At 70.3% G+C, this 12,907-nt stretch carries 10 protein-coding genes; 9 read left to right on the top strand and 1 reads right to left on the bottom strand.

The window, feature by feature from the left end:
• The first annotated feature begins 90 nt into the window (after positions 1-90).
• The 3 genes from OO68_RS11595 to OO68_RS11585 all read left to right on the top strand — a co-directional run bounded on the left by OO68_RS11595 (position 91) and on the right by OO68_RS11585 (position 4,774).
• Entirely contained in the window at positions 91-2,388 is a 2,298-nt protein-coding gene (locus OO68_RS11595; protein WP_033308197.1) for a HelD family protein, read from the top strand.
• Between the two features lie 331 nt (positions 2,389-2,719).
• Complete coding sequence (locus OO68_RS11590) at positions 2,720-4,153, top strand: NAD-dependent malic enzyme (RefSeq protein ID WP_033308196.1); 1,434 nt, start codon at positions 2,720-2,722, stop codon at positions 4,151-4,153.
• A gap of 339 nt (positions 4,154-4,492) precedes the next feature.
• Positions 4,493-4,774: an HU family DNA-binding protein gene (locus OO68_RS11585; RefSeq protein WP_003990598.1), complete on the top strand. Its 282-nt coding sequence runs from the start codon at positions 4,493-4,495 to the stop codon at positions 4,772-4,774.
• Positions 4,775-4,875: 101 nt separating this feature from the next.
• On the opposite strand, the gene murA is transcribed toward OO68_RS11585, so the two are convergent.
• The gene (gene murA, locus OO68_RS11580; RefSeq protein WP_033308195.1) at positions 4,876-6,216 is read right to left on the bottom strand and encodes a UDP-N-acetylglucosamine 1-carboxyvinyltransferase; all 1,341 of its coding nucleotides are present in this window, start codon (positions 6,214-6,216) and stop codon (positions 4,876-4,878) included.
• 252 nt (positions 6,217-6,468) lie between these two features.
• Here murA and OO68_RS11575 point away from each other — a divergent pair, with 252 nt between their 5' ends.
• From OO68_RS11575 to OO68_RS11550, 6 genes are all read left to right on the top strand, one after another.
• Positions 6,469-7,041 (top strand): YqgE/AlgH family protein, encoded by a 573-nt coding sequence (locus OO68_RS11575; RefSeq protein ID WP_033308194.1) that lies wholly within the window; start codon positions 6,469-6,471, stop codon positions 7,039-7,041.
• Between the two features lie 29 nt (positions 7,042-7,070).
• A complete protein-coding gene (locus OO68_RS11570; RefSeq protein WP_033308193.1) occupies positions 7,071-7,346 on the top strand; it encodes a DUF3039 domain-containing protein in 276 nt (91 codons plus the stop codon).
• A gap of 211 nt (positions 7,347-7,557) precedes the next feature.
• Positions 7,558-8,856 (top strand): extracellular solute-binding protein, encoded by a 1,299-nt coding sequence (locus OO68_RS11565; RefSeq protein WP_033308192.1) that lies wholly within the window; start codon positions 7,558-7,560, stop codon positions 8,854-8,856.
• A 428-nt stretch (positions 8,857-9,284) separates the two neighbouring features.
• Positions 9,285-10,160: a carbohydrate ABC transporter permease gene (locus OO68_RS11560; RefSeq protein ID WP_033308261.1), complete on the top strand. Its 876-nt coding sequence runs from the start codon at positions 9,285-9,287 to the stop codon at positions 10,158-10,160.
• Positions 10,157-11,002 carry a carbohydrate ABC transporter permease gene (locus OO68_RS11555; RefSeq protein ID WP_033308191.1) on the top strand — a complete coding sequence of 282 codons (846 nt, stop codon included), beginning with the start codon at positions 10,157-10,159 and terminating at the stop codon, positions 11,000-11,002. The genes OO68_RS11560 and OO68_RS11555 overlap by 4 nt, the downstream gene beginning before the upstream one ends.
• Position 11,003: 1 nt before the next feature.
• Positions 11,004-12,626: a beta-N-acetylhexosaminidase gene (locus OO68_RS11550; RefSeq protein WP_033308190.1), complete on the top strand. Its 1,623-nt coding sequence runs from the start codon at positions 11,004-11,006 to the stop codon at positions 12,624-12,626.
• The last annotated feature ends 281 nt before the right edge of the window (positions 12,627-12,907 follow it).

Raw genomic sequence — 12,907 nt, 5'->3', positions numbered from 1 at the left:
AACAGACCCGTGCCTGCCGCCGGCCCGTAGCTTCCAGGGGTCCCCTTCGCGTACGGTTGACGGCTGCCCAGCACGTCAGAAGGGGGCCCGGTGGCCGCTCAGGCTCACAGACAAGACGCGGTCGGTTCGGTGCACGATTCGGTTCGTGACCGGGAGATCAGCGTCGAACAGGAACACCTCGACCGGGTGTACCGGCGCCTGGAGGAGAAGATCCACGAGGCGGAGTTCCTGATGCAGGACGCGGCCCGGCGCGGGCAGGTCGGCACCCCCGGCGCACTCGCCGAGCGGGACGCGCAGGTCTTCCGCGCGGGCATCCACCTCAGCCGGCTCAACAACGAGTTCGAGGACTTCCTCTTCGGCCGGATCGACCTCCTGACCGGCAGGGACGGCAAGAAGGGCCCCGACGGGGCGTACACCGCGGTCGAGCCGGCCGAGGGGGCGGTACGCCCCGACAACACCGCCGACATCGCCGAGACCCTGCACATCGGCCGCATCGGCGTCCTCGACCAGGACTACGCGCCGCTGGTCATCGACTGGCGGGCCCCGGCCGCCGCCCCCTTCTACCGCTCCACCCCGGTCGACCCCGGCCGGGTCGTCCGCCGCCGCGTCATCCGCTCCAAGGGCCGCCGGGTGCTGGGCGTCGAGGACGACCTGATGCGCCCCGAACTGACGGCGTACCTCGGCGGCGACGAGCTGCCCGTCATCGGCGACGGCGCCCTGATGGCCGCGCTCGGCCAGGCCCGCAGCCACACCATGCGCGACATCGTCGCCTCCATCCAGGCCGAGCAGGACCTGGTCATCCGCGCCCCCGCCGCCTCCGTGACGTACGTCGAGGGCGGTCCGGGCACCGGCAAGACCGCCGTCGCCCTGCACCGCGCCGCCTACCTCCTCTACCAGGACCGGCGCCGGTACGCGGGCGGCATCCTGATCGTCTCGCCGACCCCCCTGCTCGTCGCCTACACCGAGGGCGTGCTGCCCTCCCTCGGCGAGGAGGGCCAGGTCGCCATCCGCGCCATCGGCTCCCTGGTCGAGGGCAGCGAGGCCACGGTCTACGACTCCCCGTCGGTGGCCCGCGCCAAGGGTTCCTCGCGCATGCTCAAGGTGCTGCGGAAGGCCGCGCGCGGCGCCTTGGAGCTGAACGATCCGCCGGAGCGGCTGCGCGTGGTCGCCTTCGGACGCCGCCTGGAGCTTGAGGCCCGGGAGCTGGACGGCATCCGCCGCTCCGCCCTCGGCGGCACCGCCCCCGTGAACCTGCTGCGCCCCCGCGCCCGCAAGCTCCTCCTGGACGCCCTGTGGGAGCGGTCCGGCGCGGCCGGCCGGCACAGCGACCCGGAGCTCGCGGCCGAGCTGCGCTCCTCCTTCGACGAGGACATCACCTCCGAGGACGCCTTCATCGCCTTCCTCGACGCCTGGTGGCCGGAGCTGACCCCGGCGGCCGTCCTGGACGCCATGGCCGACGAACGGCGCCTCGGCCGCTGGGCCCGCCGGATCCTCAACCCCGGCGAGGTCCGCAAGGTCGCCCGTTCCCTCAAGCGCGAGGGCCGCTCGGTGCACGACGTCGCCCTGCTCGACGAGCTCCAAGCCGTCCTCGGCGCCCCGGCCCGACCCCGCAGGAAGCGCGAACTCGACCCGCTCGACCAGCTCACCGGCCTGGAGGAGCTGATGCCGGTGCGCGAGGAGTCGCAGCGCGAGCGCGCCGAACGCCTCGCGCAGGAACGCGTCGAGTACGCCCACGTCATCGTCGACGAGGCGCAGGACCTCACCCCGATGCAGTGGCGGATGGTCGGCCGCCGCGGCCGGCACGCCACCTGGACGGTCGTCGGTGACCCGGCCCAGTCCTCCTGGTCCGATCCGGACGAGGCGGCCCAGGCCCGCGACGAGGCCCTCGGTACCCGCCCCCGCCGCCGCTTCGAACTCACGGTGAACTACCGCAACCCGGCCGAGATCGCCGACCTGGCCTCGAAGGTCCTCGCACTCGCCATGCCCGGCTCCGTGTCACCGAAGGCGGTCCGCTCCACCGGCGTGGAACCCCGCTTCACCGTCGTGGCGGACACGCTGGGCGCGACCGTCCGCGACGAGGCGGCCCGGCTGCTGGAGCGTGTCGACGGCACGGTCGGCGTGGTCGTCGCCATGCAGCGCCGCGAGGAAGCCCGCCGCTGGCTCGCCGGCCTCGGCGACCGCGTCGTGGCGCTCGGCAGCCTGGAGGCGAAGGGCCTGGAGTACGACGCGACGGTCGTGGTCTCCCCGGCGGAGATCGCCGACGAGTCCCCGGCCGGACTGCGCGTCCTCTACGTCGCGCTGACCCGGGCCACCCAGCAGCTCACGGTCGTCTCGGCCGACCGGGACGAGCCCGACGCGGCGGGGATCCCGGACCTGCTCAGGGACTGAGCCGGGTTACCCACTTGCCGGCGAAATGAACTCCCGGTACGGGAGTGGCCTTACGGGATCTGTTTGTTAGCCTGGATGTGGCACCGGCTCGATCCAAGCCCCCGGGCCCAACCTTCGTCGCTACGAGCGACCACTTGCCGCGAGGCGAGCATGGCGGGTCGGTGCCACTTGACTCAGAAGAGACCCACGTCCGCGTGACGTGGGTCTCTTTTTGCTGGCCTATTCCGCGAACAAAACGTTCGCAATTGAGGGCGGCTACCTGCTACTCAGCGGTAGGTGCGACGATCGGACGGCACAACTCAGCGTCAGGTGAAAGCAGAGGAAGTCGGCCATGGCAACGGCGCCCAGCGTCTCCTACTCGATGACGGTCCGGCTGGAGGTGCCCGCGAGCGGAACCGCCGTCTCGCAGCTCACCACCGCCGTGGAGTCCTCCGGAGGCTCGGTGACCGGCCTCGACGTCACCGCGTCCGGTCACGAGAAGCTCCGTATCGACGTCACCATCGCGGCGACGTCGACCGCGCACGCGGACGAGATCGTCGAGGAACTCCGCGGCATCGAGGGCGTCACCCTGGGCAAGGTCTCGGACCGGACCTTCCTCATGCACCTCGGCGGCAAGATCGAGATGGCGTCGAAGCACCCCATCCGCAACCGTGACGACCTGTCCATGGTCTACACGCCGGGCGTGGCCCGCGTCTGCATGGCGATCGCCGAGAACCCCGAGGACGCCCGCCGCCTCACCATCAAGCGCAACTCCGTTGCGGTCGTGACGGACGGCTCCGCCGTGCTGGGCCTGGGCAACATCGGCCCGAAGGCCGCGCTGCCCGTCATGGAGGGCAAGGCGGCCCTCTTCAAGCGGTTCGCCGGCATCGACGCCTGGCCGATCTGCCTCGACACCCAGGACACCGACGCGATCGTCGAGATCGTCAAGGCGATCGCCCCGGGCTTCGCGGGCATCAACCTGGAGGACATCTCCGCACCCCGCTGCTTCGAGATCGAGGCCCGGCTGCGCGAGGCCCTCGACATCCCCGTCTTCCACGACGACCAGCACGGCACCGCGATCGTCGTCCTCGCCGCGCTCACCAACGCACTGCGCGTCGCCGGCAAGGACATGGAGAACATCCGGGTCGTCATGTCCGGCGCCGGCGCCGCCGGTACGGCCATCCTCAAACTGCTGCTCGCCGCGGGCGTCAAGAACGCCGTCGTCGCCGACATCCACGGCGTCGTGCACGCGGGCCGCGAGGACCTCGTGGACGCCGCCCCGGACTCGGCACTGCGCTGGATCGCCGACAACACCAACCCCGAGGGCCTCACGGGCACGCTCAAGGAGGCCGTGCGCGGCGCCGACGTCTTCATCGGCGTCTCCGCCCCGAACGTCCTCGACGGCGACGACGTGGCCGCCATGGCCGAGGGCGCCATCGTGTTCGCGCTTGCGAACCCCGACCCCGAGGTCGACCCGGCGATCGCCCGCCAGACCGCGGCGGTTGTCGCCACCGGCCGTTCGGACTTCCCGAACCAGATCAACAACGTGCTGGTCTTCCCGGGTGTCTTCCGCGGTCTGCTGGACGCGCAGTCCCGCACCGTCAACACCGAGATGATGCTGGCCGCCGCGACGGCCCTCGCGGACGTGGTGACCGAGGACGAGCTGAACCCGAACTACATCATTCCGAGCGTCTTCAACGACAAGGTCGCGGGCGCGGTCGCCGGCGCCGTCCGGGAGGCCGCCAAGGCCGTCGGCGCGACGGCGGGCAGCCCGTCCGGCGTCTGAGGCGGGTCCGTCCGGGCCCCCACGGGGGCCCGGGAGCCGTCGGCGCCCGGACTGTGAGTAACCCCACGGCGGCCCGGAACCCGGCGCGTCGCAAGAACCCTGTCAGCAGCGCAGCTATCGTGGCGCCAGGCTCAGGCCCTCTTTTCGTGTGACTCCCCAAGGGTGTTCTCACGACTCCTGCGGGTGCCGGATTGGCTTTCCCGCCGCAGGTAGGGGCAGGATGCGTCCCTGGGCGCGAGGGTCTGACGACGGACCCGGGTCCGGGGACTCATCGAGGACCCTGGCAGCATCGGCTTCGATCTGACGCCTCAACGGCAAGATGAACACGGGAGTAACAACATGAACCGCAGTGAGCTGGTGGCCGCGCTGGCCGACCGCGCCGAGGTGACCCGCAAGGACGCCGACGCCGTGCTGGCCGCGTTCGCCGACGTCGTCGGCGACATCGTCTCCAAGGGCGACGAGAAGGTCACCATCCCCGGCTTCCTGACCTTCGAGCGCACCCACCGTGCCGCTCGCACCGCCCGCAACCCGCAGACCGGCGAGCCCATCCAGATCCCCGCCGGCTACAGCGTGAAGGTCTCCGCGGGCTCGAAGCTCAAGGAAGCGGCCAAGGGCAAGTAACCCTGCCGTTCGCACGCCGGCGGTGTGCGAACCACAGTGAGTGACATCAAAGGGGCGGCCACCCGAACCGGGTGGCCGCCCCTTTGGCGTCTTCATGTGGACTACCCGAGTGCCTTGCCCGGCAGCTCCACCTTCGCGCCGAGCTCCATGAGCTTCTCCATGAAGTTCTCGTAGCCGCGGTTGATCAGGCCGATGCCGTGGACACGGGACGTGCCCTGGGCCGCCAGCGCCGCGATCAGGTACGAGAAACCGCCCCGCAGGTCGGGGATGACGAGATCCGCGCCCTGGAGCCGCGTCGGGCCCGAGACGACCGCCGAGTGGAGGAAGTTGCGCTGGCCGAAGCGGCAGTCGGAGCCGCCCAGGCACTCGCGGTAGAGCTGGATGTGCGCGCCCATCTGGTTCAGCGCGGACGTGAAGCCGAGCCGGGACTCGTAGACCGTCTCGTGGACGATGGACAGGCCCGTGGCCTGCGTCAGCGCCACCACCAGCGGCTGCTGCCAGTCCGTCTGGAAGCCCGGGTGGACGTCCGTCTCCAGCGCGATGGACTTCAGCTGGCCGCCGGGGTGCCAGAAGCGGATGCCCTCGTCGTCGATCTCGAAGGCCCCGCCCACCTTCCGGTAGGTGTTCAGGAACGTCATCATCGAGCGCTGCTGCGCGCCGCGGACGTAGATGTTGCCCTCGGTCGCCAGCGCCGCCGACGCCCAGGACGCGGCCTCCAGCCGGTCCGACAGGGCGTGGTGGGTGTAGCCGCCGAGCTTGTCGACACCGGTGATCCGGATCGTCCGGTCGGTGTCCATCGCGATGATCGCGCCCATCTTCTGCAGCACGCAGATGAGGTCCTCGATCTCCGGCTCGACGGCCGCGTTGGACAGCTCCGTGACGCCCTCCGCGAGGACGGCCGTCAGCAGCACCTGCTCGGTCGCGCCGACGGACGGGTACGGCAGCCGGATCTTCGTGCCGCGCAGCCGCTGCGGCGCCTCCAGGTACTGGCCGTCGTCCCGCTTCTCGATGCGGGCGCCGAACTGGCGCAGCACGTCGAAGTGGAAGTCGATGGGCCGGCCGCCGATGTCGCAGCCGCCGAGACCGGGGATGAAGGCGTGGCCGAGGCGGTGCAGCAGCGGACCGCAGAACAGGATCGGGATGCGGCTCGAACCGGCGTGGGCATCGATGTCAGCGACGTTGGCGCTCTCCACGCGCGTCGGGTCCATCACCAGTTCGCCGGGCTCGTCACCCGGACGGACCGTCACACCGTGCAGCTGCAGCAGACCCCGTACGACCCGAACGTCGCGGATGTCCGGAACATTGCGCAGCCGGCTCGGAGCGCTGCCCAGCAGCGCTGCGACCATGGCCTTCGGTACGAGGTTCTTCGCACCGCGGACACGGATCTCGCCCTCCAGCGGGGTTCCGCCGTGGACAAGCAGGACATCGTCGTTGACGGTCATGAATCTCGCGTTCCATGGAGTCGGGCAGGGGCCAGGAGGGAAAGGGTAATCGCCCACCACCCCCCTTCTGTAAGCCTGAGTGAGACCCAGCCACGTCATAGGTCTGTCACAACACGAACCGTTCCGTGCCGGGCACATGGGGTCACTGCCGGTTTCGTGCGCGTGGGACGCATCAGTGCGCCCTGAGCTGCGTTCCCTCCCTGTGCCGCATTGCCTCCCCAAGCGAAGGGAGAATGCGGGATCATGTCTGCCATGACCGAGGTGTCCTCGCTCACAGGGCGGTTGCTCGTGGCCACCCCCGCCCTGGCGGACCCCAACTTCGACCGTGCGGTGGTGCTGCTCCTCGACCACGACGAGGAGGGCTCCCTCGGTGTCGTCCTGAACCGTCCCACCCCCGTGGACGTGGGCGACATCCTGGAGGGCTGGGGGGATCTCGCCGTGGAACCGGGTGTCGTGTTCCAGGGCGGCCCGGTGTCGCTCGACTCGGCCCTCGGGGTCGCGGTCGTTCCCGGCGGCGCGTCCGGCGGGACGACCCCGCTGGGCTGGCGCCGGGTGCACGGCGCGATCGGCCTGGTCGACCTGGAGGCCCCGCCGGAGCTGCTGGCCTCCGCCCTCGGCTCCCTGCGCATCTTCGCCGGGTACGCCGGCTGGGGCCCGGGCCAGCTGGAGGACGAGCTGGTGGACGGCGCGTGGTACGTCGTCGAGTCGGAGCCCGGCGATGTCTCGTCCCCGTCTCCCGAGCGGCTCTGGCGCGAGGTGCTGCGCCGCCAGCGCAGCGAGCTGGCGATGGTCGCGACGTACCCGGACGACCCTTCGCTCAACTGATGCGTGTGAGCTTCAGTACCCTTGGCCCTATGAGCACTCTCGAGCCCGAGCGCGGGACTGGTACGGGGACCCTCGTTGAGCCGACGCCGCAGACCTCCCACGGTGACGGTGACCACGAGCGCTTCGCCCATTACGTCCAGAAGGACAAGATCATGGCGAGCGCCCTCGACGGCACCCCCGTCGTGGCGCTGTGCGGCAAGGTCTGGGTGCCCGGCCGCGACCCGAAGAAGTACCCCGTGTGTCCCATGTGCAAGGAGATCTACGAGTCCATGAGCTCCGGGGACGACGACAAGGGCGACAAGTAGGCCCTGCCCGCGGGGCGTGAAGCCCTCAGAGCGCGTTTTGCGCGCTCTGGGGGCTTTTGTGCTGTCCGGTCGTTGCACGGGGTGCGTCTGCCGGTCACAGAGTGGTTGAGACCTCTTGTGGGCGTGTTCATGCAGTCCTTAGCCTCCGATGTGTTGTGCACAGCGAAACCTTCATTGCGCATGTTGCAACACTCCCTCGGAGGAGCACTCCATGAAGCTGTCCGTCCGTTTTGCCGGGCTCACCGCGCTCGCCGCTCTCCTCGCCACCGCCTGCGCGCCCCAGACCTCCTCGAACTCCTCCTCCGACAAGGACGAGAAGACCGGCACGCTGCGCGTGTGGCTCTTCCAGGAGGTCGGCAACGCCCCCAAGGAGAAGGTCGTCGACTCCGTCGTCGCCGGCTTCGAGAAGGCCCACAAAGGCACGAAGGTCGACGTCGAGTACATCCCGGTCGACACCCGCGCCCAGCGCGTCAAGGCCGCCTTCAACGACCCCGCCTCCGCGCCCGACGTGATGGAGTACGGCAACACCGACACGGCCGGCCATGTGAAGGACGGCGGACTCCTCGACGTCACGAAGGAGTTTGGCGACTGGAGCGAGGCGAAGGACACCGACCCGACGGCCAGGCAGTCGGTGACGGTGGACGGCAAGCTCTACGGCGCCCCCTTCTACGTCGGCGTCCGCGCGCTCTACTACCGCACGGACGTCTTCGAGGAGCTCGGCCTGTCCGTCCCGAAGACCATGGACGAACTCGCCTCCGCCGCCCGCGAGATACGCGCCGCGAAGCCCGAGCTGTACGGGCTGGTCGTCGGCGGCGCCTACACCTACGGCGCGATGCCGTTCGTGTGGGCCAACGGTGGTGAGATCGCGAGCGGCAAGGGCGGCTCGTACGCGTCCGGCATCGACAGTCCCGAGGCCCGCAAGGGCATCAAGGCGTACACGTCCCTGTTCGGCGACGACAACTGCCCGGCCGCCAAGTGTGCGGGCATGGGCGGCAACGACACGATCTCCGCGTTCGCCGCGGGCAAGGCCGGCATGGCCATCGGCGGCGACTTCAGCCACACCGCCGTGGAGGCCGGGAAGGTCAAGGGCAAGTACGCCGTCGTCCCGCTGCCCGGGGTGAAGTCCGGCTCGATCGCGCCGGCGTTCGCGGGCGGCAACAACATCGGCGTCCTGAAGAGCACGTCGCACCGCACGCTCGCCGTCGAGTTGATGGAGCAGCTCGCCTCCAAGAAGACACAGAGTGAACTCTTCGAGGCGATGGGCTTCCTGCCGACCTTCACGGACGTCCGCCAGCAGGTCGCGCGGCAGGAGCCGTTCGTGAAGCCCTTCGTGCGGACCCTCTCCGCCGGCACCAAGTTCGTCCCCGCGTCACCGGCCTGGGCCCAGATCGACTCCTCCCTCGTCCTGCCGACGATGTTCCAGGAGGTCATCAGCGGCAAGAAGGACGTCACAAAGGCCTCCGAGGACGCCGCGAAGAAGATGAACGCCGCGTTCGGCTCCGCGGGGTGAGCCGGGTGAACGACCACGCGGAGCCGGCGGACACCGAGGGGGGCAGGGTTGCCGGTGCTTCGGCGGAATTCGACCCCGTGGAGGCAGGAGGTGCTTCCGCCGGGGCCGGAGCGGCCGGGAGCGACGCGGTCGGCACCGGTGCACGGGCGAGCGAAACCCGTGCCGGGACAGGCGCCGCCGCGGGGGCGGCCCCGGCACCGGCCGCACGGCCACCGCACGGAAGCCGCCCGGCGCACGCTCCGGCGTCCGGTCCGGGGAACGTCGCCGCAGCCGAGGCGGCTCCGGCGGGAGGGGTCCGGGAAGGCTCCGTCGCGGCCCCCGCCCGGCAGGGCGGTGGCTCGACCGGCCGGCCGCCGGGCAAGGAGGCCCGGGGGAGGCGGAGCGGCCGGGCGAGGGTGCGCCGGGGCGCTTCCGGTGCGTCCCCGCTCGTGTCCGGTGGCTGGACACCCTGGCTGTACCTCGCGCCCGCGCTCGTCGTGCTCGGGGGGCTGCTCGTCTACCCGATCTACCAGCTCGGGCTGATCTCCTTCTTCCAGTACACGCAGGCTCAGGTCAGCGGCGGTGAGCCAACCACCTTCGAGGGGTTCGGGAACTACGCCGAGCTGTTCGGGGACCCGCAGTTCTGGCAGGTGCTGCTCGCCACCGTGCTGTTCGCGACGGCCTGTGTCGTCTCCACACTCGCGGTCGGCTGCGCCCTGGCCGTGCTCCTCACCCGCGTGCGGGCCCTGCCGAGGCTCGCGCTGATGCTGGCCGCGCTGGGCGCGTGGGCGACCCCTGCGGTGACCGGCTCGACCGTCTGGCTGTTCCTCTTCGACCCGGACTTCGGCCCCGTCAACCGGATGCTGGGCCTCGGCGACCACTCGTGGACGTACGGCCGGCTCAGCGCCTTCTTCCTCGTCCTGCTCGAAGTGGTCTGGTGCTCCTTCCCGTTCGTGATGGTGACCGTCTACGCGGGGATCCGCGCCGTACCCGGCGAAGTACTGGAGGCCGCCTCCCTCGACGGCGCCTCGCAGTGGCGCATCTGGCGCTCCGTACTCGCCCCGATGCTCCGGCCGATCCTGGTCGTCGTCACCATCCAGTCGATCATCTGGGACTTCAAGGTCTTCACCCAGATCTACGTCATGACGAACGGCGGCGGCATCGCCGGCCAGAACCTGGTCCTGAACGTCTACGCCTACCAGCAGGCCTTCGCGTCCTCGCAGTACGGCCTCGGCTCAGCGATCGGCGTCGTGATGCTGCTGATTCTGCTCGCCGTAACGCTGGTCTACCTGCGGCTGCTGCGCCGGCAGGGGGAGGAACTGTGAATCCGCTCCGCGCCCGTGTGCGCCGCCCGGGCCGACTGGCCGCCGAGGCCTCCGCCCTGCTGATCGCGGTCGTCGTCGCCTTCCCCCTCTACTGGATGGTGCTCAGCGCCTTCAAACCAGCCGGGGAGATCGAGTCGAGCGAGCCCAGGCCCTGGACACTCGCGCCCTCCCTGGATTCCTTCCGACACGTCTTCGGGCAGCAGGAATTCGGCCGCTACTTCCTCAACAGCCTTCTCGTCGCGGGCTGTGTCGTGATCGCCTCCGCGCTCATCGCGTTTCTCGCCGCGACCGCGGTCACACGATTCCGCTTCCGCCTCCGGACCACCCTTCTGATCATGTTTCTGGTGGCCCAGATGGTGCCCGTGGAAGCCCTGACGATCCCCTTGTTCTTCCTCATGCGGGACGCCGGTCAGCTGAACACGCTGGGTTCGCTGATCCTGCCCCACATCGCCTTCTCACTGCCCTTCGCGATCTGGATGCTCCGGGGGTTCGTGAAAGCCGTTCCGGAGGCCCTGGAGGAGGCCGCGTACATCGACGGGGCGAGCAGGGCGCGATTCCTCTGGCAGATCCTTTTCCCGCTCGTCCTGCCGGGTCTCGTGGCCACCAGCGTTTTTTCGTTCATCTCCGCATGGAACGACTTCCTGTTCGCCAAGTCGTTCATCATCAGCGACACCTCGCAGTCGACGCTGCCGATGGCCCTGCTCGTCTTCTACAAGCCCGACGACCCGGACTGGGGCGGGGTCATGGCCGCCTCCACGGTGATGACGATCCCCGTCCTGGTCTTCTTCGTACTCGTACAGCGCCGCCTGGTCTCGGGACTGGGCGGAGCGGTGAAGGACTGACGTGACCGAACTGATTCCGGCGCCCCGCGGTGCCGTCACCGGTGCCGGCGAGGTACGGCTGACGCGCCACTCCCGGCTCCACGCCGGCACCGGGACGGAACGCGTGGGCCGCTGGCTGGGCGCGGCCCTCCGGCAGGCCACCGGCCTGCCGCTGGGCGAGGGGCGGGAGCCCGGCGAGGCCGAGGGCGGCATCGGGCTGCGGCTCCGCCCCGGGCTCGGCCCCGAGGAGTACCGCCTCGTCAGCGACGGGAACGGCGTCCTCATCGAGGGCGGCGGCGCGGCCGGTGTCTTCTGGGGCGCCCAGACCCTGCGGCAGCTCCTCGGCCCCGACGCGTACCGCAGGGCCCCGCTCGGCCGCGACCGCTCCTGGACCGTGCCGTACCTGACGATCGAGGACGGCCCCCGGTTCCGCTGGCGCGGCCTGATGCTCGACGTCGCCCGGCACTTCATGCCCAAGGAAGGCGTCCTGCGTTACCTCGATCTGATGGCGGCGCACAAACTCAACGTCTTCCACTTCCACCTGACGGACGACCAGGGCTGGCGCATCGAGATCGAGCGGCATCCGCGGCTGACGGAGACCGGCTCCTGGCGGGCCCGGACCAAAACCGGCCACCGGGCCTCGCCGTTGTGGGAGGACAAGCCGCACGGCGGCTACTACACCCAGGACGACATCCGGGAGATCGTCGCCTACGCCGCCGAGCGGCATATCACCGTCGTCCCCGAAATCGACGTACCGGGCCACTCGCAGGCCGCCATCGCCGCGTACCCGGAACTCGGCAACACCGACGTCATCGACACGACCTCCCTCTCCGTCTGGGACACCTGGGGAATCAACCCGAACGTACTCGCCCCCACTGACAACACCCTGCGCTTCTACGAGGGCGTCTTCGAGGAAGTGCTCGCACTCTTCCCCTCGGAGTTCGTCCACGTCGGCGGCGACGAATGCCCCAAGGACCAGTGGCAGCGCTCGGAGACGGCCCAGGCGCGCATCAGGGAACTCGGCCTCGCGGACGAGGACGAGCTCCAGTCCTGGTTCATCGGGCACTTCGACACCTGGCTCGCCGAGCGCGGCCGCCGGCTGATCGGCTGGGACGAGATCCTGGAGGGCGGCCTGGCCGGGGGCGCAGCCGTGTCCTCCTGGCGGGGCTACGCCGGGGGCATCGCCGCCGCCCGGGCCGGCCACGACGTCGTCATGTGCCCCGAGCAGCAGGTGTACCTGGACCACCGTCAGGACCCGGGTCCCGAGGAGCCGGTACCGATCGGGTGGGTGCGCACCCTGGAGGACGTCTACCGGTTCGAGCCCGTTCCACCGGAGTTGACGCCCGGGGAGGCCCGGCACGTGCTGGGCACGCAGGCCAACCTGTGGACCGAGGTGATGGAGGACCACGCGCGCGTGGACTACCAGGCCTTCCCCCGCCTCGCGGCCTTCGCGGAGGTCGCCTGGAGCCCCCTGCCGGCCCCGGAGGCACGGGACTTCGCCGACTTCGAACGCCGGATGGCCGCCCACTACCGGCGGCTGGACGCCCTCGGCGTGGCCTACCGGCCTCCCACGGGCCCGCTGCCCTGGCAACGGCGTCCCGGGGTGCTGGGCCGCCCGATCGACGGCCCGCCGCCCAGCCGGTAGGGCCGGCGGTCGCGGCCCGGCGACGGTCCTGCCGCCCGTCGCGACCGAACAGCTCGAACAGGCCACGGAAAAAGCGCACAAGGGTCACCGAAAGTGCCAATCGGCATGCACTGGTGAACCTGTGCGAAAACGGACCATCTCGCCGGTGAGGAGGGCGAATGCCTCCTAGCGGACCCGTGTCTTCGCCTCTCGCCAAGATGTGCCAGAGTTGCCACGTCCGCCCTGTCAGCACGTACCGTACGGCAGCACAGGTGGGACCAGGTGGGGCAGCGGGAAGGGGC

It is taken from the genome of Streptomyces iakyrus (genome assembly GCF_000717055.1).
Classification (GTDB): Bacteria; Actinomycetota; Actinomycetes; order Streptomycetales; family Streptomycetaceae; genus Streptomyces; species Streptomyces iakyrus.
Note: the sequence above shows the minus strand (reverse complement) of the source record. Positions and strands in the feature narration are given on the sequence as shown.